At 69.7% G+C, this 24,288-nt stretch carries 21 protein-coding genes; 5 read left to right on the top strand and 16 right to left on the bottom strand.

The features are described 5' to 3' along the window. The first annotated feature begins 43 nt into the window (after positions 1-43). Genes ASF43_RS20575 through ASF43_RS20555 form a run of 5 tightly spaced genes read left to right on the top strand, consistent with a single transcriptional unit; the run spans position 44 to position 5,853 of the window. Positions 44-1,303 (top strand): ROK family protein, encoded by a 1,260-nt coding sequence (locus ASF43_RS20575; protein ID WP_056184905.1) that lies wholly within the window; start codon positions 44-46, stop codon positions 1,301-1,303. Beyond that, positions 1,296-2,846, top strand: coding sequence for a sugar ABC transporter ATP-binding protein (locus ASF43_RS20570; protein ID WP_056184901.1), 1,551 nt, complete (start codon positions 1,296-1,298; stop codon positions 2,844-2,846). Before ASF43_RS20575 ends, ASF43_RS20570 begins: the two co-directional genes overlap by 8 nt. A 40-nt stretch (positions 2,847-2,886) precedes the next feature. Continuing rightward, positions 2,887-3,894: a ribose ABC transporter permease gene (locus tag ASF43_RS20565; protein ID WP_056184898.1), complete on the top strand. Its 1,008-nt coding sequence runs from the start codon at positions 2,887-2,889 to the stop codon at positions 3,892-3,894. 46 nt (positions 3,895-3,940) lie between these two features. Next, positions 3,941-4,879 carry an ABC transporter substrate-binding protein gene (locus tag ASF43_RS20560; RefSeq protein WP_056184895.1) on the top strand — a complete coding sequence of 313 codons (939 nt, stop codon included), beginning with the start codon at positions 3,941-3,943 and terminating at the stop codon, positions 4,877-4,879. A 47-nt stretch (positions 4,880-4,926) separates the two neighbouring features. Then, the gene (locus tag ASF43_RS20555) at positions 4,927-5,853 is read left to right on the top strand and encodes a carbohydrate kinase (RefSeq protein ID WP_056184891.1); all 927 of its coding nucleotides are present in this window, start codon (positions 4,927-4,929) and stop codon (positions 5,851-5,853) included. A 114-nt stretch (positions 5,854-5,967) separates the two neighbouring features. On the opposite strand, the gene ASF43_RS31415 is transcribed toward ASF43_RS20555, so the two are convergent. From ASF43_RS31415 to rsmH, 16 genes are all read right to left on the bottom strand, one after another. Then, a complete protein-coding gene (locus ASF43_RS31415; RefSeq protein WP_200932580.1) occupies positions 5,968-6,144 on the bottom strand; it encodes a hypothetical protein in 177 nt (58 codons plus the stop codon). Positions 6,145-6,155: 11 nt separating this feature from the next. Beyond that, positions 6,156-7,079 carry a UDP-3-O-acyl-N-acetylglucosamine deacetylase gene (gene lpxC / locus ASF43_RS20550; protein ID WP_056184888.1) on the bottom strand — a complete coding sequence of 308 codons (924 nt, stop codon included), beginning with the start codon at positions 7,077-7,079 and terminating at the stop codon, positions 6,156-6,158. A gap of 202 nt (positions 7,080-7,281) precedes the next feature. Further along, on the bottom strand, positions 7,282-8,505 hold the full coding sequence (gene ftsZ, locus ASF43_RS20545; protein ID WP_056185708.1) for a cell division protein FtsZ: 1,224 nt from the start codon (positions 8,503-8,505) through the stop codon (positions 7,282-7,284). Positions 8,506-8,690: 185 nt separating this feature from the next. After that, the gene (gene ftsA / locus ASF43_RS20540; RefSeq protein WP_056184887.1) at positions 8,691-9,920 is read right to left on the bottom strand and encodes a cell division protein FtsA; all 1,230 of its coding nucleotides are present in this window, start codon (positions 9,918-9,920) and stop codon (positions 8,691-8,693) included. A 22-nt stretch (positions 9,921-9,942) separates the two neighbouring features. Continuing rightward, positions 9,943-10,743 carry a cell division protein FtsQ/DivIB gene (locus tag ASF43_RS20535; protein ID WP_056184882.1) on the bottom strand — a complete coding sequence of 267 codons (801 nt, stop codon included), beginning with the start codon at positions 10,741-10,743 and terminating at the stop codon, positions 9,943-9,945. Beyond that, entirely contained in the window at positions 10,740-11,714 is a 975-nt protein-coding gene (locus ASF43_RS20530; RefSeq protein ID WP_056184880.1) for a D-alanine--D-alanine ligase, read from the bottom strand. The genes ASF43_RS20535 and ASF43_RS20530 overlap by 4 nt, the downstream gene beginning before the upstream one ends. After that, complete coding sequence (murC, locus tag ASF43_RS20525; protein ID WP_056184877.1) at positions 11,711-13,114, bottom strand: UDP-N-acetylmuramate--L-alanine ligase; 1,404 nt, start codon at positions 13,112-13,114, stop codon at positions 11,711-11,713. Before murC ends, ASF43_RS20530 begins: the two co-directional genes overlap by 4 nt. Continuing rightward, positions 13,111-14,184 carry an undecaprenyldiphospho-muramoylpentapeptide beta-N-acetylglucosaminyltransferase gene (gene murG / locus ASF43_RS20520; RefSeq protein WP_056184874.1) on the bottom strand — a complete coding sequence of 358 codons (1,074 nt, stop codon included), beginning with the start codon at positions 14,182-14,184 and terminating at the stop codon, positions 13,111-13,113. Before murG ends, murC begins: the two co-directional genes overlap by 4 nt. Then, positions 14,181-15,443, bottom strand: a complete 1,263-nt coding sequence (ftsW, locus tag ASF43_RS20515; protein ID WP_056184872.1) for a putative lipid II flippase FtsW — start codon at positions 15,441-15,443, stop codon at positions 14,181-14,183. Before ftsW ends, murG begins: the two co-directional genes overlap by 4 nt. After that, on the bottom strand, positions 15,440-17,209 hold the full coding sequence (murD, locus tag ASF43_RS20510) for a UDP-N-acetylmuramoyl-L-alanine--D-glutamate ligase (protein WP_056184869.1): 1,770 nt from the start codon (positions 17,207-17,209) through the stop codon (positions 15,440-15,442). The genes ftsW and murD overlap by 4 nt, the downstream gene beginning before the upstream one ends. Continuing rightward, the gene (mraY, locus tag ASF43_RS20505) at positions 17,206-18,384 is read right to left on the bottom strand and encodes a phospho-N-acetylmuramoyl-pentapeptide-transferase (protein ID WP_056184867.1); all 1,179 of its coding nucleotides are present in this window, start codon (positions 18,382-18,384) and stop codon (positions 17,206-17,208) included. Before mraY ends, murD begins: the two co-directional genes overlap by 4 nt. Next, a complete protein-coding gene (murF, locus tag ASF43_RS20500) occupies positions 18,374-19,756 on the bottom strand; it encodes a UDP-N-acetylmuramoyl-tripeptide--D-alanyl-D-alanine ligase (RefSeq protein WP_056184865.1) in 1,383 nt (460 codons plus the stop codon). Before murF ends, mraY begins: the two co-directional genes overlap by 11 nt. Then, positions 19,753-21,255 (bottom strand): UDP-N-acetylmuramoyl-L-alanyl-D-glutamate--2,6-diaminopimelate ligase, encoded by a 1,503-nt coding sequence (locus ASF43_RS20495; protein WP_056184862.1) that lies wholly within the window; start codon positions 21,253-21,255, stop codon positions 19,753-19,755. Before ASF43_RS20495 ends, murF begins: the two co-directional genes overlap by 4 nt. Beyond that, positions 21,255-23,000 (bottom strand): penicillin-binding protein 2, encoded by a 1,746-nt coding sequence (locus tag ASF43_RS20490; RefSeq protein ID WP_056184858.1) that lies wholly within the window; start codon positions 22,998-23,000, stop codon positions 21,255-21,257. The genes ASF43_RS20495 and ASF43_RS20490 overlap by 1 nt, the downstream gene beginning before the upstream one ends. Then, positions 22,997-23,329 (bottom strand): cell division protein FtsL, encoded by a 333-nt coding sequence (gene ftsL, locus ASF43_RS20485; protein ID WP_056184855.1) that lies wholly within the window; start codon positions 23,327-23,329, stop codon positions 22,997-22,999. Before ftsL ends, ASF43_RS20490 begins: the two co-directional genes overlap by 4 nt. Continuing rightward, positions 23,326-24,285, bottom strand: coding sequence for a 16S rRNA (cytosine(1402)-N(4))-methyltransferase RsmH (rsmH, locus tag ASF43_RS20480; RefSeq protein WP_056184852.1), 960 nt, complete (start codon positions 24,283-24,285; stop codon positions 23,326-23,328). Before rsmH ends, ftsL begins: the two co-directional genes overlap by 4 nt. Between the last annotated feature and the right edge of the window lie 3 nt (positions 24,286-24,288).

The raw sequence follows: 24,288 nt of genomic DNA, 5'->3' as shown, positions 1-24,288 counted from the left end.
TTGTTCAAGTTGAATTAATTAATAGAACGCAGGAGACCAAGACGTGAAAACAGCAGGCCCGGGCCGCGGCACCAATTCGGTCAGCCTTCGGCAATACAACGAGCGCAGCCTGCTGCAGCGCCTGCGCCGCGCGGGTGAGGCGTCCAAGGCCGACCTGGCACGCTGGGCGCAGCTCACCAACACCGCCGTGGGCAGCATCGTCGAATCGCTGGAGCAGTCCCGCCTGATCGAGAGCGCCGGCCGCCGCCAGGAAGGCCAGCGCGGCCAGCCGGCCGGCCTGTACCGCATCAACCCGCAGGGCGCCTACGGCATCGGGGTGCGGCTGGACCGCACCAGCATCGAGACCGTGGTGATCGACCTGGCCGGCCACATCCTTGCGCGGCGCATGCACGACCAGGTGCTGCCCCAGCCCGAGCAGGCCCTGGCCATCGTGCAGCAGGACATCGCGGCCGTGCTGGCCGAGCTCTCGCCCGAGCAACGCGGCCGCCTGGCCGGCGTGGGCCTGGCCCAGCCCTACAACCTGGGCAGCTGGCTCCAGCAGCTGGGCCTGGAGGCCGACTTCCGCGTCTGGGACGCGGTGGACTTCGGCACCATGCTGTCGCAGGCCGTGCAGTTGCCCGTGTTCAAGGAGAACGACGGCAATGCCGCCGCCATCGCCGAGCTGGTGTTCGGCGTGGGGCGCCAGGAGAACGACTTTCTGTACGTGTTCATCGGCGCGGCGCTGGGCGCCGGTGCCGTGCTGGGCGGCGAGAGCCTGCGCGGCAGCTCGGGCAACGGCGCCGACCTGGGCCTGATGCCGGTGCCGCCCAGCGCCCTGCCCTCGGCACCGCAGCTCGGCGGGCAGTGGGACATCCTGCTGTCGCGCGCCTCGCTCAACGCGCTGTCGCGCCATGTGCGCCACCACGGCATCGAGGTCGCCGGCAACGCTCAGCTCGAGGCCGTGGTCCGGGCCGGCGGGCCGGCCGTGGCCGAGTGGCTGGACGACTGCGTCGACGCCTTCGTGCCCTCGCTGCGCGCCGCGCTGGCCGTGCTGGACCTGCCGGCCGTGGTGATCGACTGCGACATCGACGGCGGGCTGATCGACGCGCTGATCCGGCGCAGCGAAGACGGCCTGCGCGCCATCGCCCCGGAAGCGCGGCAAACGCCCCGCCTGCTGCGCGGCAGCTTCCGCGCCGACGCCGGCGCCATCGGCGCGGCCAGCCTGCCGATGTTCTTCAACTTCTCGCCGCGCGCCGACGTGCTGCGCGGCCATGCGTCCCCCTTCGTGCCCACGCACCACCTGCAGGAGCTGTCCCATGCCTGATCCCGTGACCACCGCGCCGCTGCTGGAGCTGCGCGGCATCTCCAAGACCTTCCCCGGCGTCAAGGCACTGCAGAACGTGCAGCTCAGCGCGCGCGCCGGCCAGGTGCATGCGCTGATGGGCGAGAACGGCGCGGGCAAGTCCACGCTCATGAAGATCCTGTCGGGCGCCTACATGCCCGACGCCGGCGCCGAGATCCGCATCGACGGGCAGCTCGCCCACATCGACGGCCCGCTCGCGGCCAAGAACCTGGGCGTCTCGGTGATCTACCAGGAGCTGAGCCTGGCGCCCAATCTGTCGGTGGCCGAGAACATCTTCATGGGCCGCCCGATGAAGAAAGGCGGCCTGGTCGACCGCGCCGGCATGACCGCCGCCTGCGCGGACACGCTGCGCCGCCTGGGCGCCGACTTCGGCCCGACGACCCGCGTGGAGACGCTGTCGATCGCGCAGCGCCAGCTGGTGGAGATCGCGCGCGCCGTGCAGTTCGACTGCCGCATCCTGGTCATGGACGAGCCCACCACGCCGCTGTCCACGCACGAGACCGACCGCCTCTTCGTGCTGATCCGCAAGCTGCGCGCCGAAGGCCTGGCCATCCTGTACATCAGCCACCGCATGGACGAGATCGACGAGCTGGCCGACGAGGTCACCGTGCTGCGCGACGGCACTTACGTGGGTACGCTGTCGCGCGCGGACCTGTCGCGCGACAAGCTCGTGAAGATGATGGTGGGCCGCGACCTGTCGGGCTTCTACCGCAAGGAACACCAGGGCCAGCACACCGGCGCCCAGGTGCTGGCCGTGCACGACATGGCCGACGGCCGGCGCGTGCGCGGCTGCAGCCTGGCGCTGCATGCGGGCGAGGTGCTGGGCCTGGCAGGGCTGGTGGGCGCCGGCCGCACCGAGCTGGCGCGCTTGATCTTCGGCGCCGACGAACGCACGGCCGGCCAAGTGACGCTGAGCGGCAGCGGCGCCGTGCTGGACATCCGCCGGCCCATCGACGCCATCCGAGCCGGCATCCTTTACCTGACCGAGGACCGCAAGGGCCAGGGCCTGTTCCTGGACCTGTCGGTGCGCGACAACATCAACGTGATGATCAGCCCGCGCGACGCGCATGCCGGCGGCGTGATGGACCGCAAGCGCGCCTTCGAGCGTGCCCGCGACGCCATCGCGCAGCTGTCCATCCGCGTGGCCTCGCCGCGCGTGAACGTGGGCGCGCTGTCGGGCGGCAACCAGCAGAAGGTGCTGCTCGCCCGCCTGCTGGAACTGGCGCCCAAGGTGCTGATCCTGGACGAGCCCACGCGCGGCGTGGACATCGGCGCCAAGAGCGAGATCTACCGCCTGATCGACGAGCTGGCGCGCCGCGGCGTGGCCGTGCTGGTCATCTCCAGCGAGCTGGCCGAGGTCGTCGGCGTGTGCGACCGCGTGGTCGTGATGCGCGAGGGCCGGCTGGTCGGCGAGGTGGGCGGCGCCAGCGGCGTGGCCATCACGCAGGAAAACATCGTCGCCCTGGCCACCGGCGCCGCCACGGCCGAGCCCACGCTGCACTGACCCCTTTCCCCCTCCCGACAACACCCACCGGAGACCCACCATGGCCACCCCCCTGACCGCCCCCACGGCCGCCACGGCGCCGAGTTCCCCATCCGCCAGCAGCGCGCGCGGCAAGGAGATCGTCCGCGCGCTCGGCATGCTGCCCATCCTCGTGCTGCTGTGCATCGGCTTCAGCCTGTCCAGCGAAAACTTCTTCAGCCTGCAGAACCTGTCCATCATGACGCAGCAGGCCTCGATCAACATCGTGCTGGCCGCCGGCATGACCTTCGTGATCCTCACGGCCGGGATCGACCTGTCGGTGGGCTCCATCCTCGCGGCCTCGGCCGTGGCCGCCATGCTGGTCTCCAACATCCCCGGCCTGGGCATGCTGGGCATCGCCGCGGGCCTGGGCGCCGGGCTGCTGTTCGGCCTGATCAACGGCGTGCTGATCGCCTTCGTCAAGCTGCCGCCCTTCATCGTGACCCTGGGCTCGCTGACCGCGGTGCGCGGCATCGCGCGGCTGCTGGGCAACGACACCACCATCTTCAACCCCAACCTGCCCTTTGCCTTCATCGGCAACGGCGACGTGCTGGGCATCCCATGGCTGGTGATCATCGCCTTCGCGGTGGTGGCACTGTCCTGGTTCATCCTGCGCCGCACGGTGCTGGGCCTGAACATCTACTCGGTCGGTGGCAACCCCGAGGCCGCGCGCCTGGCCGGCATCAAGGTCTGGGCCGTGCTGCTGTTCGTGTACTGCGCCTCGGGCCTGCTGTCCGGCCTGGGCGGCGTGATGGCCTCGGCCCGGCTGTACGCGGCCAACGGGCTGCAGCTGGGCGCGTCCTACGAGCTGGACGCGATCGCCGCCGTCATCCTGGGCGGCACCAGCTTCGTCGGCGGCACGGGCTCCATCCTGGGCACGCTGATCGGCGCGCTGATCATCGCGGTGCTGACCAACGGCCTGATCCTGATGGGCGTCTCCGACATCTGGCAGTACATCGTCAAGGGCCTCGTGATCATCGGTGCCGTGGCGCTGGACAAGTACCGCCGCAAAGACTCTGCCCGCACCTGAACCTTTTCCCCAACCGCTTCCACTGACCCACCAACGGAGACACTCCATGCGCAAACACCTCATCGCCCTCGCCGCCATCGCCGCCGCCCTGTCGGCACCGCTGGCCCAGGCCCAGAACAAGCCGGTCAAGAACGTCGGCATCACGCTGGGCTCGCTCGGCAACCCCTTCTTCGTGACTCTGGCCAAGGGCGCCGAAGCCAAGGCCAAGCAGCTCAACCCCGCGGCCAAGGTGACGGCCCTGTCGGCCGACTACGACCTGAACAAGCAGTTCTCGCAGATCGACGGCTTCATCGCCTCAGGCGTGGACCTGATCCTGGTCAACGCCGTCGACGCCAAGGCCATCGAGCCGGCCATCAACAAGGCCAAGAAGGCCGGCATCGCCGTCGTCGGCGTGGACGTGGCGGCCAACGGCGCCGACGCGGCCGTGCAGACCAACAACGTGCAGGCCGGCGAGATCGCCTGCCAGTACATCGTCGAGAAGCTGGGCGGCAAGGGCAACGTGATCATCCAGAACGGCCCGCAGGTCTCGGCCGTGATCGACCGCGTGAACGGCTGCAAGTCGGTGTTCAAGAAGAGCCCGGACATCAAGGTGCTGTCCGACGACCAGGACGCCAAGGGTTCGCGTGAAGGCGGCCTGAACGTCATGCAGAACCACCTGACGCGCTTTCCCAAGGTGGACGCCGTGTTCGCGATCAACGACCCGCAGGCCATCGGCGCAGACCTGGCCGCGCGCCAGCTGAACCGCAAGAACATCGTCATCACGTCCGTGGACGGCGCACCCGACATCGAGGCCGCGCTGAAGGCCGACAACCAGATCCAGGCCTCGGCCAGCCAGGACCCGTACATGATCGCGCAGAAGGCCGTGGAGATCGGCCAGGACGTGCTGAACGGCAAGAAGCCGGCGCAGACCATGGTGCTGCTGCCCTCGGTGCTGGTGACGCGCGCCACGGTCAAGGACTACAAGGGCTGGTCCAGCCCGCGCTGAGCCCCGGAAGGCCGAACGAGCACAAGAGCAAAGGAAGGAAAGACAAGATGTTCGTAGTGTGTGGCGAAGCCCTCATGGATGTGTATGTGCGCGACAGCACGGCCACCGGCCTGCTGCTGGACGCGCGGGTGGGCGGCTCGCCGTTCAACGTGGCGGTCGGCCTGGCACGGCTGGGGCAGCCGGTGCAGTTCCTGTGCCCGCTGTCGCAGGACGTGCCCGGCGAGCGCCTGATGCAGACGCTGCGCGACGAGAGCGTGGGCACGGCGCTGGTGGCCCGCAACGGCGCGGCCACCACGCTGTCGGTGGTCAGCGTGGGCGCGACCGGCGTGCCGAGCTATGCCTTCCACGGCCATGGCGCGGCCGACCGGCAGCTCACGGTGGACACGCTGCCCGAGCTGCCCGCAGACACGCGCGTGTTGCAGTTCGGCTCGTACGCGCTGGTCGTGGAGCCCGTGGGCAGCGCGCTGCGCCACCTGGCGGCGCGCGAGCGGCCCAACCGCCTGATCGCCTACGATCCGAACGTGCGGCTGAACGTCGAGCCCAACGTGGCGCGCTGGCTGCCCATCGTGCAGGAGATGACGCAGCTCGCGCACATCGTCAAGGTCAGCGACGAGGACCTGGGCCTGCTCTACCCCGACGAGGCACCGGCCGTGGTCGCACAACGCTGGCTTGCCGGCGGCGCGCACCTGGTGGTGGTGACACGCGGCGCCACGGGCAGCGAAGCCTGGGCGCGCGCCGGGCACGCCACCGCGCAGTCACTGCTGGTCGATGTGTTCGACACCGTGGGCGCGGGCGACACCTTCCAGGGCGCGATGCTCACCTGGCTGCAGGAACACGACGCGCTGAGTCCTGCGAAGCTGGACGCGCTGAGCGTGCACGACCTGTCGGCCATGCTGCGTTTCGCCGCGCGTGCCGCGTCGATCACGTGCTCGCGGCGCGGGGCGGACATGCCGCGGCGCGAAGAACTGCAGTGAGCCCGCGGCGCGGGTGAAGTCGTCGCGGTCGTCCGATGTGCCCAAGGAGCCGGATGAAGCGGCGCCTGTGCCGACGGACGAGAAGCCGCTGAAGTAGGCTGTGGCGCTACGGCCTCAGGCGATGCGTTCGAGCACCAGCACCGCAAAGAACCCGAACGCCGCCAGCAGCGTCCACTTCAGCGTGACCAGCCCCCAGCGCTTGTAGTGCGCGCGGCCGGTGCCCGCGTAGAACGCGAACATCACGCCGCACAGGATCAGCAGGAAAAAAATCGCCCAGCGGAACAGCAGCATCGGCCGTGCACTTACCAGGCGCGGGCCGGCTGGGCGAAGCCCTTGGGCGCCTTGCGCTCGTCGTCGAAGGTGACGATCTCGTAGGCCTCGGGGTGGGCCAGCAGTTCACGCAGCAGCTTGTTGTTCATGGCATGGCCGGAACGGAACGCGCTGTAGGCGGCCAGCAGCGGCTTGCCGATCAGATAGAGGTCGCCCATGGCGTCCAGGATCTTGTGCTTGACGAACTCGTCGTCGTAGCGCAGCCCGTCGCTGTTGAGCACCTTGTAGTCGTCCATGACGATGGCGTTGTCCAGCCCGCCGCCCAGGGCCAGGCCGTTGGCACGCATCATCTCCACGTCCTTGGTGAAGCCGAAGGTGCGCGCGCGTGCGATGTCGCGCGCATAGGAATCCGTGGACAGGTCGAACTCCACGCGCTGGCCCGTGGAGTCCACGGCCGGATGGTCGAAGTCGATCTCGAAGCTGGCCTTGAAGCCGTGGTAGGGCTCGAGCCGCGCCCACTTGAGGTTGGCGCCTTCGCCCTCGCGCACCTCCACGGGCTGGGTCACGCGGATGAAGCGGCGCGGGGCCTTTTGCAACTCGATGCCCGCGCTCTGCAGCAGGAAGACGAAGGACGCGGCCGAGCCGTCGAGGATGGGCACCTCTTCGGCGCTGATGTCCACGTACAGGTTGTCCAGCCCCAGGCCGGCGCAGGCCGACATCAGGTGCTCGACCGTATGCACCTTGGCATTGCCGCTGGAAATGGTGGAGGCCATGCGCGTGTCGGTCACGGCCTCGGCCTGAATCGGGATGTCCACCGGCTCGGGCAGGTCGACACGCCGGAACACGATGCCCGTGTCTGGCTGCGCAGGGCGCAGCGTCAGCTCCACGCGCTGGCCGCTGTGCAGCCCGACCCCCACGGCCTTGGTGATGGACTTCAGAGTACGTTGCGCAAGCATGGGGGCGATTTTAGTTGGCGTGATGCGTTTCAGACCTTCGCAAGGGCATTGCGGCAACCATGGCGCAGATTGGCAGAATCAATGCCGGACGCACGGCCGGGCCAGGGCACCCGCGGAACTGGCTCTGCCAGGCCGCTGGGTGCGTCCCCCTTCGCGCAGCGCAAGGGGGAAGCGGCGAAGCCGCGCACGGGGTTGATCTCTGTCAATCAGCCTGCTTGCGCAGGAAGGCCGGGATTTCGTAGTCGTCCATGCCGCCCGAAGACAGCGCGTCCACGCGCGCGCTGGCCTGCGTGCGGTTCGGCGTGCGCCAGACGGCCGGGCCCTTCAAGGACTCGTAGTCGGGCTGCGCGCGGCCCATGCCGGCGCCGATGATGCTGGCAGCGTTCAGCGTCGGGATCTCGAAGCCCTGGCCGTCCGTGCCGTTGCGCTGCACCACCTGCAGCGGAGGGGCCGTGCGGCGCGCGCCCTGGCGCGACAGGCCCGTGGCGACCACGGTCACGCGGATCTGGTCGTCCAGGCTGTCGTCGTAGGCCGTGCCGTAGATCACGTGCGCTTCGGCCGAGGCGTAGGCGCGGATCGTGTTCATCGCCAGGCGGGACTCGGACAGCTTGAGCGAGCCCTTGGCCGCCGTGATCAGCACCAGCACGCCCTTGGCGCCGGACAGGTCGATGCCCTCCAGCAGCGGGCAGGCCACGGCCTGCTCGGCAGCGATGCGCGCGCGGTCCGGGCCGGCCGCCACGGCCGTGCCCATCATGGCCTTGCCGGGCTCGCCCATCACGGTGCGCACGTCTTCGAAGTCGACGTTCACATGGCCGGGCACATTGATGATTTCGGCGATGCCGCCGACTGCGTTCTTCAGCACGTCGTTGGCGTGCGCAAAGGCCTCGTCCTGCGTGGCGTCGTCGCCCAGCACTTCGAGCAGCTTCTCGTTCAGCACCACGATCAGCGAGTCCACGTTGGCTTCAAGCTCGGTCAGGCCGGCGTCGGCGTTGGCCATGCGCTTGGGCCCTTCGAAGTCGAAGGGCTTGGTGATCACGCCCACCGTCAGGATGCCCATCTCCTTGGCCACGCGTGCGATCACGGGGGCCGCGCCGGTGCCGGTGCCGCCGCCCATGCCGGCGGTGATGAACAACATGTGCGCGCCGGCAATCGCGTTGCGGATGTCGTCGACCGCGGCCTCGGCGGCTTCGCGGCCCTTGTCGGGCTTGCTGCCGGCGCCCAGCCCGCTGGTGCCCAGCTGGATGGTCTTGTGCGCGGCCGTGCGGCCCAGGGCCTGGGCGTCGGTGTTGGCGCTGATGAATTCCACGCCCTGCACGGAGCAGCCGATCATGTGTTCGACCGCATTGCCGCCACCCCCGCCGACGCCGATCACCTTGATCTGCGTTCCGAGGTTGAATTCTTCGACTTCAATCATTTCGATGGGCATGTTCTTCTCCTTCAATCCAAAAAATAAGTTGCAGTTGCCTTGGGTGTTCTGTCGTGTGTAGCTCTTGTGTGTCAGGGTGCAGGTGGCGGATAGGGGCACCGCCATCGGCCATGTCGCGGCGGGCTGCCCCGCGCCAGCCACAAGGGCCAGGTCTCGACCTTGGAATGCTGTGACATCGCTGGCTCTCAGAAGTTGCCGACGAACCAGTCTTTGACGCGGCCCATGGCGGTTTTCATGGAGCCGTTCTTCTGCGCGACCTTGTAGCCGCGCAGGCGTGCGATGCGGCCCTCTTCGAGCAGCCCCATCACGGTGGCGGCGCGGGGCTGCGCAATCATGTCGGCCAGCGCACTTGCGTACTTCGGAACGCCACGGCGCACGGGCTTGAGGAAGATGTCTTCGCCGAGCTCGACCATGCCTGGCATGACCACGCTGCCGCCGGTCAGCACGATGCCCGAGGACAGCACTTCCTCGAAGCCGGACTCGCGGATCACCTGCTGCACGAGCGAGAAGATCTCCTCCACGCGTGGCTCGATCACGCCGGCCAGCGCCTGGCGGCTCAGCATGCGCGGGCCGCGGTCGCCCAGGCCCGGCACCTCGACCTGGCTGTCGGGGTCGGCGAGCAGCTGCTTGGCGTAGCCGTTCTCGACCTTGATGTCCTCGGCGTCCTTGGTCGGCGTGCGCAGCGCCATCGCGATGTCGCTGGTGATGAGGTCGCCGGCGATCGGGATCACGGCCGTGTGGCGGATCGCGCCGCCCGTGAAGATGGCCACGTCGGTGGTGCCCGCGCCGATGTCCACCAGGGCCACGCCCAGTTCGCGTTCGTCCTCGGTCAGCACCGACAGGCTGGAGGCCAGCGGGTTCAGCATGAGCTGGTCCACGTCCAGCCCGCAGCGGCGCACGCACTTGATGATGTTCTCGGCCGCGCTCTGCGCGCCGGTGACGATGTGCACCTTGGCCTCCAGGCGGATGCCGCTCATGCCGATCGGCTCTTTCACGTCCTGGCCGTCGATCACGAATTCCTGCGGCTCCACCAGCAGCAGGCGCTGGTCGGTCGAGATGTTGATCGCCTTGGCGGTCTCGACCACGCGCGCCACGTCGGCCTGGGTGACCTCGCGGTCCTTCACGGCCACCATGCCGCTGGAGTTGATGCCGCGGATGTGGCTGCCCGTGATGCCGGTGTAGACATGCGAGATCTTGCAGTCGGCCATCAGCTCGGCCTCCTTCAGGGCCTGCTGGATGCTCTGCACGGTCGCGTCGATGTTCACGACCACGCCGCGCTTCAAGCCATTGCTCGGCGCCACGCCGAAGCCGGCCAGCTTCAGGTCGCCCCCGGGCATGACCTCGGCCACCACCACCATCACCTTGGCGGTGCCGATGTCCAGCCCCACTACCAGATCTTTGTACTCTTTTGCCATGTCAGCATTCCTGTTGTCTTGTCTAGCGGCCCGGCCTGCGGGGCGGCGGCACGGCGGTCGTCACCGTGGTCACGCCGCGCAACCGCAGGGCATAGCCCTCGGGATAGCGCAGGTCCGCGGCCTCCAGCGCATCCACCCCCCTGCCGTACTGGCCGGCCACCGTCGTCAAGGTCTTCGCGAAGCGCTCGATGCGCGCCGTCAGCTCCTCGGGCGTGCCGCGCCCCAGCTCCACGACCGCGCCCGAATCGAGCTGCACGCGCCAGCTGCCGCGGCCCGTCAGCTCCAGTTCCGAGATCGCGCTGTCCAGCGGATCGAACAGCGGCGCCAGCGTGCGGTACATGCCCAGGATCAGGCCCGACTGGTCGTCCGGCCCGGCCAGGCGCGGCAGGTCGCTGCGGTGCACCTCGGCCACGTTGGCCTCGAAGATCTCGCCGAAGCTGTTCAGCAGCTGCGAGCCGCTCTCGGCGCCCCAATAGGCGGCCGCCTGGTGTTCCTGCAGCGTCACGTCCAGCCGGTTCGGAAAGCTGCGGCGCACGACGGCGCGGCGCACCCAGGGCACGGCCTCGAACGCGGCGCGCGTGTCCGCCAGGTCCACCGTGAAGAAGGTGCCGCGCAGCTTGGGCGCCACGTTGGCGCGCAGCGTCACCACGTTGTTGTGCGTGACCTCGCCGCGCACCTCGACGCCGCCGATGGCGAAAACCGGCTGGCGCAGCACCCACATGCACAGCGTGCCCAGTGACAGGCAGGCGAAGACCACGAACAGCACGCTGGCCGTGCCGTTCATGAGCTTCACATCCACCGGTGCGGGCAGCGCAGTGGTCATGGTGTCGCGCGCTCCAGGGTGTGGTCCAGCGTGGCGCTGGCCAGCACGCGCACGCACAGCGACGGGTAGTCGATGCCAGCCGCGCGCGCCGACATCGGCACCAGCGAATGGCCGGTCATGCCGGGCGAGGTGTTCATCTCCAGCAGGAAGGGCTTGCGGTCGCTGGCGCGGATCATCAGGTCGGCCCGGCCCCAGCCGCGGCAGCCCAGCGCCTGGTAGGCGGCTAGCACGATGCGCTGGATCTCGCGCTCCTCGTCCTGCGGCAGGCCGCTCGGGCACAGGTAGCGCACCTCGTCGGTGAAGTACTTGTTCTGGTAGTCGTAGGCGCCCTCGGGCGCCTGGATGCGGATCACCGGCAGGGCCTGCGCATCGGCGCCGGCACCGAGCACGGCGCAGGTCACCTCTTCGCCTTCGATGAATTCCTCGCACAGCACGTCGGGGTCGTAGCGGGCCGACAGGCGCACGGCATTCAGCATGTCCGAATACCCCTTGACCTTGGTGACGCCGATGGAGGAGCCCTCGCGCGGCGGCTTCACGATCAGCGGCAGGCCCAGTGCATCGGGCACGGCGCGCACGTCGGCCAGCTCCTGCGCGCCGGGTTGCAGCACCTGGTAGCGCGGCGACGGCAGGCCGCAGGCTTCCCAGATGCGCTTGGTCATGACCTTGTCCATGGCGATGCTGGAGGCCATCACGCCGGAGCCGGTGTACGGGATGCCCAGAAGCTCCAGCGCGCCCTGCACCGTGCCGTCCTCGCCATGGCGGCCATGCAGCGCGATGAAGCAGCGCGTGAAGCCATCGGCCTCCAGCTCGTGCAGGCCGCGCTCGGCCGGGTCGAAGGCATGCGCGTCGACGCCGGCCAGGCGCAGTGCGTCCAGCACACCGTTGCCCGACAGCAGCGAGATCTCGCGCTCGGCCGAACTGCCGCCCATCAGGACGGCCACCTTGCCCAGGCTGCTGGCCACGGTGTTCATTGCACGCCTCCCATTTCGAGCACCTTGGCCGGCACGCCACCGATGGAGCCGGCCCCCATGCACAGCACCACGTCGCCGCCATGCGCGTTGTCGCGGATGGCCGCGGCCATGGCGCCGATGTCGTCGACGAACACCGGCTCCACCTTGCCCGCCACGCGCAGCGCACGCGCCAGCGCGCGGCCGTCGGCCGCGACGATGGGCGTCTCGCCTGCGGCGTAGACCTCGGACAGCAGCACGGCGTCGGCCTCGCCGATGACCTTCACGAAGTCCTCGAAGCAATCGCGTGTGCGTGTGTAGCGGTGCGGCTGGAAGGCCAGCACCAGCCGGCGGCCCGGGTAGGCGCCGCGCGCCGCGGCCAGCGTGGCCGCGACCTCGACCGGGTGGTGGCCGTAGTCCTCGATCAGCGTGATGCGCCCGCCGTCGGCGATCGGCAGCTCGCCATGGATCTGGAAGCGCCGGCCCACGCCCTTGAACTCCGCCAGTGCCTTGAGCAGCGCTGCGTCGGGCACGTTGAGCTCGACCGCGACGGCGATCGCCGACAGCGCGTTCAGCACGTTGTGCCGGCCTGCGAGGTTGAGCACCACGTCCAGGTCGGGCAAGGTGACGCCGTTGCGGCGCTGCACCGTGAAATGCATCTGGCCGCCGACGGCGCGCACGTCGACGGCGCGCACCTGGGCGTCCTCGCCGAAGCCGTAGCTGGTGATCGGGCAGGTGACCTGGGGCACGATCTCGCGCACGGCGGCGTCGTCGGTGCACAGGATGGCCGTGCCGTAGAACGGCATGCGGTGCAGGAAGTCGACGAACGCACCCTTGAGCCGGCCGAAGTCGTGGCCGTAGGTCTCCATGTGGTCGGCGTCGATGTTGGTCACGACGGCCATCACCGGCAGCAGGTTCAGGAACGAGGCGTCGGACTCGTCGGCCTCGACCACGATGTAGTCGCCGCTGCCCAGCTTGGCATTGGCACCCGCGCTGTTGAGCTTGCCGCCGATGACGAAGGTCGGGTCCATGCCGGCCTCGGCCAGCACGCTGGCGACCAGGCTGGTGGTGGTGGTCTTGCCGTGCGTGCCGGCGATCGCGATGCCCTGCTTCAAGCGCATGAGCTCGGCCAGCATCAGCGCGCGCGGCACGACCGGGATGCGCATGGCGCGGGCCTGCTGCACCTCGGGGTTGGCCGCCTGCACGGCCGTGGACGTGACGACGGCGTCGGCGCCCTGCACGTGGGCCGCATCGTGGCCGACGAAGGTCTGGATGCCCAGGCCTGCGAGCCGGCGCAGCGTGGCGCTGTCGGCCAGGTCGGAGCCGGAGATCTGGTAGCCCAGGTTGCGCAGCACCTCGGCAATGCCGCTCATGCCGGCGCCGCCCACGCCCACGAAGTGAATATGACGAATCGCGTGTTTCATGCGGCCACCAGGCCTTCGATCTGGTCGGCGACCCGTGCGGCCGCCTGGGGTTTTGCGAGCGCGCGCGCCTTGCCGGCCATGGCCAGCAGCGCCTCGCGCGTGAGTCCTGCGAGCAGGTCGGCCAGATGGCGCGGCGTGAGCTCGGCTTGCGGCAGGTGGATGCCCGCGCCATGGCCTGCCAGCCACTGCGCGTTGTCGCGCTGGTGCGAGGTGGTGCTGACGATCAGCGGCACCAGCACGGCGGCCACGCCGGCCGCGCACAGTTCGCTGACCGTGACGGCGCCGGCACGGCAGACCACGAGGTCGCACTCGGCCAGCGCAGCGGCCATGTCTTCGATGAAGGGCCGAACCTCGGCCTGCACGCCGGCCTGCGCGTAGGCGGCCGACACGGCGGCGTCGTTGCCCTGGCCGGTCTGGTGCAGCATCTGCGGGCGCCTTTCCGCACCCAGCAGGGCCAGCGCCTGCGGCAGTGTTTCGTTCAGCACGCGTGCGCCCAGGCTGCCACCTACGACCAGCACGCGCAGCGGGCCAGTGCGGCCGGCGAAGCGCTGGGCGGGCGCCGGCAGGCTTTCGATCTCGGCACGCACGGGGTTGCCGGTGACCAGCGCGTTCTTGGTGCGCGACGCGGCCGCGCCGTCGAAGCCGAAGGCCACGGCGTCGGCGATGGGCAGCAAGGCCTTGTTGCTCATGAGCAGCGCCGCGTCGGCATTCACGAGTGCCAGCGGCTTGCCCAGCAGGCTGGCCATCAGCCCGCCCGGGAAGCAGACATAGCCCCCCATGCCCAGCACCACGTCGGCGCGGCGCCGGCGCAGGATCTGCAGGCAGGACCAGAACGCGCCCAGCATGCGCATGCCGCCGGTGAGCGTGTGCAGCAGGCCCTTGCCGCGCAGGCCCGAGAAGCCGATGGTGTCCAGCGGGATGCCGGACGGCGGCACGAGGCGGTTCTCCATGCCCGTGCGCGTGCCCAGCCAGCTCACGCTCCAGCCCCGTGATTGCAGTTCGCGCGCGACCGCGAGCCCGGGGATCACATGCCCGCCCGTGCCGGCTGCCATGACGACCAGATGGCTCATCCCCTGCGGCCCCCATGCATGAGCTGTCGGCTTTCGTAGTCGATGCGCAGCACCACGGCGATGGCCACCACGTTCATCAGGATGGCCGAGCCGCCGTAGCTCATGAGCGGCAGCGTGAGTCCCTTGGTCGGCAGCGCGCCCAGGTTCACGCCCATGTTGATGAAGGCCTGAAAGCCCATCCACACGCCCACGCCTTGCGCGACCAGCCCGGAGAAGACGCGGTCCAGGGCGATGGCCTGGCGGCCGATGTGCATGATGCGGCGGATCATCCAGAACACCAGCGCGATCACGCAGACCACGCCGATCAGGCCGAACTCCTCGCCGATCACGGCGAGCAGGAAGTCGGTGTGCGCCTCGGGCAGCCAGTGCAGCTTCTCGACACTGCCGCCCAGGCCGACACCGAAGACCTCGCCGCGGCCGATGGCGATCAGCGAGTGCGACAGCTGGTAGCCCTTGCCCAGCGCGTGCTTCTCGTCCCAAGGGTTGAGGTAGGCAAAGATGCGCTCGCGCCGCCATTCGGATGTCAGGATCATGAGGCTGAAGGCAACGACCAGGATCGCTGCGATCAGGAAGAACATGCGCGCGTTCACGCCGCCCAGGAACAGGATGCCCATGGCGATCACGGCGATCACCATGAAGGCGCCCATGTCGGGCTCCAGCAGCAGCAGCACACCGATGAGGCCGATGGCCACCGCCATCGGCAGCACGGCGCGCCAGAAGTTCTCCTTCACGTCCATCTTGCGCACCATGTAGCTGGACGCATAGAACACCACGGCCAGCTTGGCCAGCTCGGACGGCTGGAAGTTGGTGACGCCCAGCGGGATCCAGCGGCGCGCGCCGTTCACGCCCTTGCCGATGAATGGCACCAGCACCAGCACCAGCATGACGATGGACAGCACGAACAGCCAGCCCGCGTGCTTCTCCCAGGTCTTCATCGGCACCTGGAAGGCCAGCAGCCCGGCCACGAAGGCCGCGCCGATCGACAGTGCGTGGCGGATCAGGAAGTAGGTATGCGTGTAGCCCTTGAAGCGTGGGTTGTCCGGCATCGCGATGGATGCCGAATACACCATGACCAGGCCCCAGGCGATCAGGGCCACGCAGACCCACAGCAGCGCCTGGTCGAAACCCAGCACGCGCACGGGCGTGACCGGTGTCTTGCCGTAGCCGCCCGTGCCCAGGCGCACCGGCATCTCGTCGGCACCCTTGTTCTTGGCGCGGCCGCGCAACCACTCCGGCAGGCGCATCGACAGTTCGCTCATGGGGATGTCTCCAGCATGCCGCCGTGTTCCTCGGCCAGCGCACGCACGGCGGCCTGGAACACCGCGGCACGGTGCTCGTAGTTGCGGAACATGTCGAAGCTGGCGCAGGCCGGCGACATGAGCACGGCGTCGCCCGGCTGCGCCCGCTCGGTGGCCACGCGCACGGCGTCCGTCATACTGGCGGCATCGGCCAGCGTGACGCCGGTGTCGGCCAGCGCAGTGCGGATCAGCGGCGCGTCGCGGCCGATCAGCACGACGGCGCGCGCGTACTGCGCCACGGCCGGCGCAAGCGGCGCGAAGTCCTGGCCCTTGCCTTCGCCGCCCAGGATGACGACCACGCGGCGGTCGGCGCCCAGGCCCGACAGGGCGGCCACGGTGGCGCCCACGTTGGTGCCCTTGCTGTCGTCGAAGTACTCCACGTCGTGCACGGTGGCGATGGGCTCGACGCGGTGCGGCTCGCCGCGGTACTCGCGCAGGCCGTACAGCATGGGCGCGAGCGCGCAGCCGGCGGCCTGCGCCAGGGCCAGCGCCGCGAGCGCGTTGACGGCGTTGTGCCGGCCGCGGATGCGCAGGGCGTCGGCCGGCATCAGGCGCTGCAGGTGCAGTTCTTCGGCGGCCTCGTTGCGGCGGCGCTTGAGGCCATCGCTCTCGCCCGCGCGCACCAGCCAGGCCATGCCGTTGACGACCTCCAGCCCGTAGTCGCCCGGGCGCTGCGGCATGTCGCCGCCGAAGCCTACGTACGCGCGCGGCACGGGCTTGGCGCGCGAGCCCTTCACGGCCACGGGCTTGGGCAGCAGGTCCATGACGGCGCTGTCGTCGCGGTTCAGCAGCATCAGCGTCGTCGCGCCGAAGATGCGGGCCTTGGCGGCGGCGTAGGCGGCCATGCTGCCGTGCCAGTCCAGGTGGTCCTGCGAGAGGTTCAACACGGTGGCGGCCGTGGGTTCGAACTGCGTGGCGGCGTCGAGCTGGAAGCTGGACAGTTCCAGCACCCAGACCTCGGGCAGCGTGTCGGCCGCGATGTGCTCGGCCAGCGTGTCCAGCAGCGTGGGGCCGATGTTGCCGGCCACGGCCACGCTCTTGCCGGCGCGCTCGACGAGCTGGCCGGTCAGCGAGGTGACGGTGGTCTTGCCGTTGGTGCCGGTGATGGCGAGCACGGCGGGGCGGTAGCCGGTGTCGATGGGGGGCGGCACGACGACGATGGCGGCGGCGTCTTCGTCGTCTTGTGGGGCCACGACGGCGACCGCTTCCTCATCTTGCCCCGGCACGCCCTGCGCAAGGGCTGGCGGCGCCTCTTCCTCTTGCGCCCTCTCCCCCTGGGTTGGAGTGAGGGCCAGCGGCGCATCATCCAGCACCGGCGCTTCCTCGTCGGCCGCTTCCCCCTCACCCCGACGCTCTCCCTCAGGCAGAGGGAGTGAATCGGCTTCACGCAAGTCCTTCAGCGCCTGCGCGAACAGATCCAGTTCGCCACCGACGAACAACCCGATCGCACGCGCCGCATCCAGCACAGGCGCCAGCTGCGCGGGCGACAGGCCCGGCGAGCGGTACACCGCGCGCACGTCCTGGCCCTCGACCAGCGCAGCACCGAGCGGCCCGGCCACGAAGCGCACGCCCGGCAGTTCCGCGCGCAGGGTCTCCAACTGCGGCGGCGCCTCGCGCGTGTCGGCGACCGTCACGCGCGCGCCGTGCGCGGCGCACCAGCGCGCCATCGCCAGGCCGGATGCACCCAGGCCCAGGATCAGGACGGAGAGGTCTTGCAGGTGCTTCATCGGAGTTTCAGCGTCGACAGGCCGATGAGGCACAGCAGCATGGTCACGATCCAGAAGCGCACGACGACCTGCGTCTCCTTCCAGCCGCTCTTCTCGAAATGGTGGTGCAGCGGCGCCATCTTCAGGATGCGCCGGCCCACGCCGTACTTCTTGCGCGTGTACTTGAACCAGCTCACCTGCACGATCACGGACAGCGCCTCGACCACGAAGATGCCGCCCATCATGGCCAGCACGATCTCCTGGCGCACGATCACGGCGATGGTGCCCAGGGCGCCGCCCAGCGCCAGCGCGCCCACGTCGCCCATGAACACCTGGGCCGGGTGCGCGTTGAACCACAAAAAGGCCAGGCCGGCGCCGGCCATGGCGGCGCAGAAGATCAGCAGCTCACCCGCGCCCGCGATGTTGGGCAGCAGCAGGTAGCGCGCGAACACGGTGTTGCCGGTCACGTAGGCGAACACGCCCAGCGCCGAGCCGACCAGGATCACCGGCATGATGGCCAGGCCGTCCAGCCCGTCGGTCAGGTTCACGGCGTTGCTGGAACCCACGATGACCAGGTAGCTCAGGATGACGAAGCCCAGCACGCCCAGCGGGTAGCTGACTTCCTTGAAGAACGGCACCTGCAGGCCGGCCTTGGGCGGCAGGTCCAGGTCGAAGCCGGACTGCACCCAGCTCACGAACAGCTCGAACACGCGCTGGTTGGAGTTCTCCGAGATCGAGAACACCAGGTACAGCGCGGCGACGATGCCGATCAGCGACTGCCACAGGTACTTCTCGCGCGAGCGCATGCCCTCCGGGTCCTTCTTGACCACCTTGCGCCAGTCGTCCACCCAGCCGATGGCGCCGAAGCCGAAGGTGACCAGCATCACGATCCAGACGAAGCGGTTCGCCAGGTCGAACCACAGCAGCGTGGAGATGCCGATGCACAACAGGATCAGCACGCCGCCCATGGTGGGCGTGCCGTTCTTGGCCAGGTGCGCCTCCACGCCATAGCCGCGGATCGGCTGGCCGATCTTGAGCTCGCGCAGCTTGCGGATCACGAAGGGGCCGGCGGCCACACCGATCAGCAGCGCCGTCATCGCCGCCATGACGGCGCGGAACGTGAGGTACTGGAACACGCGGAAGAAGCCGAGTTCCGGCGAGAGGGTCTGCAGCCACTGGGCCAGGCTAGGCAGCATGGGGGCCCTCCTCGCGCAGCGCGTCGACCACGCGCTCCATCTTCATGAAGCGCGAGCCCTTGACCAGCACGCTGGCCGCCGAGGCAAGCTGCGCACGGGCTGCGGCGATCAGGCTGCCCACGTCCGCGAAATGCCGCGCACCGGGGCCGAACGCCGTGACGGTGTGCGCCGCCTGCGCGCCGAGCGCGAACAGCTGTTCGATGCCGGCCGCGCGGGCCTGCTCGCCGACCTCGGCATGGAAGCGCGGGCCTGCGTCGCCGACCTCGCCCATGTCGCCCAGCACCAGCAGGCGCGGGCCGGGCAGCGCGGCCAGCACGGCGATGGCGGCCTGCACCGAGTCGGGGTTGGCGTTGTAGCTGTCGTCCACCAGCGTGATGCCGCCGGCGATCGACAGCGCACGCGAGCGGCCCTTGACCGGCTCGAAGGCCGACAGGCCGGCCGCGATGGCGGCCAGCGGCACCCCGGCGGCCAACGCCGCGGCCGTGGCGGCCAACGCGTTCTGCACGTTGTGGCGGCCCGCGATGTGCAGCCGGCATTCAAAGCCGCCCTGCGGGGTGCGCACCTGGACCTGCCAGGCGCCCTCGCCCCAGCGCGGCTCCTCGGCCGTGATCTCGGCGCCGGTGCCGATCGCAAAGCGCAGCACCTCGCGCTGGCCGGCCAGCTGGCGCCACAGCGGCGCAAAGTCGTCGGTGGCGGGGATCACCACGCGGCCGGTGGGCGGCAGTGCGTCGATGACCGTGCCGTTCTCGCGTGCGACGGCCTCGACCGTGGCCATGAATTCCATATGTTCGCGTTGCGCGTTGTTGACCAGCGCCACCGTGGGCTGGGCGATGGCCGCCAGCAGCGCGATCTCGCCCGGGTGGTTCATGCCCAGCTCGACCACGCCGATGCGGTGCGTTTCGCGCAGCCGCAGCAGCGTCAGCGGCAGGCCGATGTCGTTGTTCAGATTGCCCTGCGTGGCGAAGGCGGCATCGCCGGCATGCGCGCGCAGGATGGAGGCGGTCATTTGCGTGACCGTGGTCTTGCCGTTGCTGCCGGTCACGGCGATGAAGGGCAGGGAAAACTGGGCGCGCCAGCCGCGTGCCAGCGCGCCGAGCGCGGCGATGGTGTCGGCCACTTCGATGCAGGGCAGGCCGTGGTTGGCGAAGCCGCCGCTGGCGCCAGGCAGGCACAGCGCGGCCACGGCGCCGCTGGCCTTGGCCTGGGCCAGCATGGTGTTGGCGTCGAAGCGCTCGCCGCGGATGGCGACGAACAGGTCGCCATCGGCCAGGGTGCGCGTGTCGCTGTGCACGCGCGCGATGGCGGTGTTGCCGTCGCCAAACAGGCTGGCACCGGGCAGCCAGGCCAGCGCTTGCTGCAGCGTCATCATCATGCGGCGGCCCCTGCTGCGCGCGCGGCCAGGGCGGCCTGGGCATGCTGATGGTCGGAGAAGGGCAGCTTCACGCCGGCGATTTCCTGGCTGTCTTCATGGCCCTTGCCGGCCAGCAGCACGACGTCGGCCGGGCCGGCCTGCACCAGGGTCTCGGCGATGGCGCGCGCGCGGTCGGCCTGCACATGGGCGGCGTCCGGGCGCGCCAGGCCGGCGACGATCTGGCCGATGATGGCCTCGGGCGCTTCGTGGCGCGGGTTGTCGCTGGTGACGACCACGGTGTCGGCCCGGCGCTCGGCCACGGCGGCCATCATCGGGCGCTTGCCGGCGTCGCGGTTGCCGCCGCAGCCGAACACGCACCACAACCGGCCGCCACGCTCGTCGGCCAGCGGACGCAGGGCCTGCAAGGCCTGCTCCAGCGCGTCGGGCGTGTGGGCGTAGTCGATGGCCACCATGGGCTGGCCGGGGGCCGCCAGGCGCTCCATGCGGCCGGGCACGGGCAGCAGGCCCACGCAGCCCTGGGCCGCGGCGTCCAGGCCGAAGCCCAGCGCGCGCAGCGCGGCGATCACGCCGAGCAGGTTGGACACGTTGTACTGGCCGATCAGCGGCGTGGCCAGCCGCGCATGGGCGGCGCCCTCGTGCACCGTGAAGGCCAGGCCGTCGTTCTCGTAGGCGATGTCGGCGGCCACCAGGCGCGCGGGGCGGGTGACGGAAATGGTCCACAGATCCAGATCCTTGCCTGCCAGGTCGGCGGCCAGCGTGCGGCCTTGCGCGTCGTCCAGGTTCACCACTGCCGCTGCCAGGCCGGGCCAGGCGAACAGCTCGGCCTTGGCCTGCCAGTAGGCCGCCATGCTGCCGTGGTAGTCCAGGTGGTCCTGAGTGAAGTTCGTGAAGATCGCCAGGCGGATGCGCGTGCCGTCCAGCCGGCGCTCGGCGATGCCGATGGACGAGGCCTCGATCGCGCAGGCCGTGAGCCCGGTGGTCACGAACTCGCGAAGCCGCGCCTGCAGCAACACCGGGTCGGGCGTGGTCATGCCGGTGGAAACCACGCTGGGCGGCACACCCGTGCCCAGGGTGCCCACCACGGCGCAGCCGCGCGGTGTGGTGCCGGCCTGCTGCTGCGCCTGCGTCAGGGCCTGGGCCAGCCACCAGGCCGTCGAGGTCTTGCCGTTGGTGCCGGTCACGGCCAGCACGTCCAGCGCCTGCGAGGGCTGCTCGAAATAGGCCGCGGCGATGGGGCCGGAGCCGGCCTTCAAGCCCGTGAACGCCGCCACGCCCTCGGCGTCGAAGCCGAAGGCCTCGCTGCCGACGCGCTCGACCAGGCAGGCCGTCGCGCCCTGCTCCAGGGCCTGGCCGACGAAGCGCCGGCCGTCCACCGCGGCGCCCGGCCAGGCGATGAAGCCATCGCCCGGGCCCACGCGCCGGCTGTCCGTGTGCAGCGCACCGGTGACCCGGCCGCGCAGCCAGGCTGCCGCTTCTGTGGTGGAGGCCAGTTCACGCATCAGAATGACTCGTCCACCTGGGCTGCGACGACCTGGGGCTGCACGGCCATGTCGGGCTGCACGCCCATCATGCGCAGGGTCTGCTGCACGACTTCGCTGAAGACGGGCGCGGCCACGGTGCCGCCGTAATAAGTGCCGTTGCTGGGCTCGTCGACCATCACGCCGACGATGATGCGCGGCTTGTCGATGGGCGCCATGCCCGTGAACCAGGCACGGTACTTGCCGGCTGCGTAGCCCTTGCCGGCCTGCTTGCGCGCCGTGCCCGACTTGCCGCCGACCGAGTAGCCGACCGTCTGCGCCTTCATGCCGGTGCCGCCGGGGCCGGCGGCCATCTGCAGCATGTGGCGCACGGCCGCAGCGTTCTGCGGCGAGAACACGCGCGTGCCCACAGCGGGCTCGCTGCTCTTTTGCATGGTCACCGGGATGATGGAGCCGTCGTGCGCGAAAGCCGTGTACGACTGCACCATCTGGAACAGCGAGGCCGACAGGCCGTAGCCGTAGGACATGGTGGCCTGCTCGACCGGCTTCCAGTTCTTCCAGGGGCGCAGCCGGCCCGTGACGGCGCCGGGGAACTGGATCTGCGGCTTCTGGCCGTAGCCCAGCGCGGTGTAGGTGTCCCACATCTCGTGCGGGGTCATCTTTTGCGCGATCTTGAGTGCGCCCACGTTGGACGATTTCTGGATCACGCCTTCCACCGTCAGCGTGCCGTAGTTGTGCGTGTCGCTGATCGTGAAGCCGCCCAGCTGGAAGCGGCCCGGGCCGGTCTCGACCAGGGTCTGCGGCGTGACCCGGCGCGCCTCCAGCGCCATGGCGACCGTGATCGGCTTCATGGTCGAGCCGGGCTCGAAGGTGTCGGTGATGGCACGGTTGCGCAGCTGCTCGCCCGACAGGTTGCGGCGCTTGTCGGGCACGTAGCTCGGGTAGTTGGCCAGCGCCAGCACTTCGCCGGTCACGGCGTCGAGCACCACCACGCTGCCGGCCTTGGCCTTGTGCTGCGCCACGGCGTCGCGCAGCTTCTGGTACGCGAAGAACTGCACCTTGCTGTCGATGGACAGCTGGATGTCGCGGCCGTCCACAGGCGGCACCTGGTCGCCGATGTCCTCGACCACGTTGCCCAGCCGGTCCTTGAGCACGCGGCGCGAACCGACCTTGCCCGCCAGTTCGGACTGGAATGCGAGCTCCACGCCTTCCTGGCCATGGTCCTCGACGTTGGTGAAGCCGACCACGTGCGCAGCCGCCTCGCCCTCGGGGTACTGGCGCTTGTATTCCTTGCGCTGGTAGATGCCCTTGATCTTGAGCGCCGCCACCTGCTGGGCCACGGGCTCGTCGAGCTGGCGGTACAGCCAGACGAAGGTCTTGTCCTCGTCCTCCAGCTTCTTGTTCAGCTCGGCCAGCGGCATCTCCAGCAGCTTGGCCAGCTGACGCAGCTTGGCGGGGTCGCGGTCCACGTCTTCCGGAATCGCCCAGATGCTGGCCGCCACGACGCTGGAGGCCAGGATCAGGCCATTGCGGTCCAGCACGCGGCCGCGGTTGGCCGGCAGCTCCAGCGTGCGCATGAAGCGCACCTTGCCCTGGCGCTGGAAGAAGTCGTTGGCCACGACCTGGATGTAGGCCGCGCGTGCCGTCAGGCCGACGAAGCCCAGCGCCAGCGCGGCGACGATGAATTTGCTGCGCCACACCGGCGTCTTGCTGGCGAGCAAGGGGCTGGACGTGTAGCGCACGCTGCGGCTGTTGCCATGGCTCATCTTCGAGCTCCTGCTGCTGTGGGCGCGGACGCCGGCAGCGCCGCCGGCATGGCGATGGCCGCGCCCGTGGTGGCGTTGACGTATTGCGTGATGGCCGGCGTGGCGGTGCGCATCTTCAGTTGCTCCTTGGCCAGCTTCTCCACGCGCAGCGGCGTGGCCTGGGCACGGCGCTCGACCTGCAGCCGGTCGAACTCCACGTCCAGCTTGTGCGCCAGCGCAGTCGCGCGGTCCAGCTCGATGAACAGGCTGCGCGATTCGTATTGCGTGCGCACGAGGTACAGGGCGCTGGCGATCACAGCCACCAGCAGCACGAGGTTGAGCCGCGTCATGCCAACACCTCAGCGCTGGTGCGCTCGGCCACGCGCATCACGGCGCTGCGCGCGCGCGGGTTGGCGGCGACCTCTTCGGCGCCTGGCTTGACACGGCCCAGCGCGACCAGCGGCAGCGCGGTGGAATGGCCCAGCATCCAGCCGGGCGCACGCCGGTCCACCACCTCGCGCGCATGGCGGGCGATGAACTGCTTGACGATGCGGTCTTCCAGCGAATGGAAGCTGATCACCACCAGGCGGCCGCCGGGCTGCAGCACCTGCAGGCTGGCGTTCAGCGCCTGTTGCAGCTCCTCAAGCTCGGCGTTGATGAAAATCCGAAAAGCCTGAAATGTGCGCGTTGCAGGGTCCTTGCCCGGCTCGCGGGTTTTGACCGCGCCAGCCACGAGCTGGGCCAGCTCGGCGGTGGTTGAAACTGGGCCCCGTTCCTGTCGGCGAGCAACAATCGCCTTTGCAATCGGAAGAGCAAACCGTTCTTCGCCATAGTCACGAATCACCTCCGCAATGGTGTGTTGTTCGGCGCCGGCCAGCCACTCGGCGACGCTCTGGCCGCGGGTGGTGTCCATGCGCATGTCCAGGGGGCCGTCCTGCCGGAAGCTGAAGCCCCGCGCCGCGTCGTCGATCTGCGGGGAGCTCACGCCGATGTCCATCAGCACGCCGGCCACGCTGGCCGCCGGCAGCTCGCCCAGCGCATGGAAGGCCTGGTGCCGGATCGAAAAACGCGGGTCGTCGATCTGCGCCGCGGCGGCAACGGCCTCAAGGTCGCGGTCGAATGCGATCAAACGGTCTTGCGGCGCCAGACGCGACAGCAGCAACCGGCTGTGGCCACCGCGCCCGAAGGTCGCGTCCACGAAGCAGCGCGCGGCTGCCCCGCCGGCGGCATCCGGTGCAGTCTGGTTGAAAAGAGCGTCGACAGCTTCGTTCAACAAGACGGTGGTGTGTGTCCAGGACGTTTCCACCGC

The organism is Pseudorhodoferax sp. Leaf267 (assembly GCF_001422405.1).
In the GTDB taxonomy this organism is placed as follows: domain Bacteria; phylum Pseudomonadota; class Gammaproteobacteria; order Burkholderiales; family Burkholderiaceae_C; genus Pseudorhodoferax.
This window is presented reverse-complemented; position numbering and strand designations above follow the sequence as displayed.

What these genes read in the sequence shown, in the direction of transcription:
- ASF43_RS20570 (WP_056184901.1), top strand. Translation starts at nt 1,296, where the DNA reads ATGCCTGATCCCGTGACCACCGCGCCGCTGCTGGAGCTGCGCGGCATC.
- ASF43_RS20565 (WP_056184898.1), top strand. Translation starts at nt 2,887, where the DNA reads ATGGCCACCCCCCTGACCGCCCCCACGGCCGCCACGGCGCCGAGTTCC.
- ASF43_RS20560 (WP_056184895.1), top strand. Translation starts at nt 3,941, where the DNA reads ATGCGCAAACACCTCATCGCCCTCGCCGCCATCGCCGCCGCCCTGTCG.
- ASF43_RS20555 (WP_056184891.1), top strand. Translation starts at nt 4,927, where the DNA reads ATGTTCGTAGTGTGTGGCGAAGCCCTCATGGATGTGTATGTGCGCGAC.
- ASF43_RS31415 (WP_200932580.1), bottom strand. Translation starts at nt 6,144, where the DNA reads ATGCTGCTGTTCCGCTGGGCGATTTTTTTCCTGCTGATCCTGTGCGGC.
- lpxC (WP_056184888.1), bottom strand. Translation starts at nt 7,079, where the DNA reads ATGCTTGCGCAACGTACTCTGAAGTCCATCACCAAGGCCGTGGGGGTC.
- ftsZ (WP_056185708.1), bottom strand. Translation starts at nt 8,505, where the DNA reads ATGCCCATCGAAATGATTGAAGTCGAAGAATTCAACCTCGGAACGCAG.
- ftsA (WP_056184887.1), bottom strand. Translation starts at nt 9,920, where the DNA reads ATGGCAAAAGAGTACAAAGATCTGGTAGTGGGGCTGGACATCGGCACC.
- ASF43_RS20535 (WP_056184882.1), bottom strand. Translation starts at nt 10,743, where the DNA reads ATGACCACTGCGCTGCCCGCACCGGTGGATGTGAAGCTCATGAACGGC.
- ASF43_RS20530 (WP_056184880.1), bottom strand. Translation starts at nt 11,714, where the DNA reads ATGAACACCGTGGCCAGCAGCCTGGGCAAGGTGGCCGTCCTGATGGGC.
- murC (WP_056184877.1), bottom strand. Translation starts at nt 13,114, where the DNA reads ATGAAACACGCGATTCGTCATATTCACTTCGTGGGCGTGGGCGGCGCC.
- murG (WP_056184874.1), bottom strand. Translation starts at nt 14,184, where the DNA reads ATGAGCCATCTGGTCGTCATGGCAGCCGGCACGGGCGGGCATGTGATC.
- ftsW (WP_056184872.1), bottom strand. Translation starts at nt 15,443, where the DNA reads ATGAGCGAACTGTCGATGCGCCTGCCGGAGTGGTTGCGCGGCCGCGCC.
- murD (WP_056184869.1), bottom strand. Translation starts at nt 17,209, where the DNA reads ATGAAGCACCTGCAAGACCTCTCCGTCCTGATCCTGGGCCTGGGTGCA.
- mraY (WP_056184867.1), bottom strand. Translation starts at nt 18,384, where the DNA reads ATGCTGCCTAGCCTGGCCCAGTGGCTGCAGACCCTCTCGCCGGAACTC.
- murF (WP_056184865.1), bottom strand. Translation starts at nt 19,756, where the DNA reads ATGATGATGACGCTGCAGCAAGCGCTGGCCTGGCTGCCCGGTGCCAGC.
- ASF43_RS20495 (WP_056184862.1), bottom strand. Translation starts at nt 21,255, where the DNA reads ATGCGTGAACTGGCCTCCACCACAGAAGCGGCAGCCTGGCTGCGCGGC.
- ASF43_RS20490 (WP_056184858.1), bottom strand. Translation starts at nt 23,000, where the DNA reads ATGAGCCATGGCAACAGCCGCAGCGTGCGCTACACGTCCAGCCCCTTG.
- ftsL (WP_056184855.1), bottom strand. Translation starts at nt 23,329, where the DNA reads ATGACGCGGCTCAACCTCGTGCTGCTGGTGGCTGTGATCGCCAGCGCC.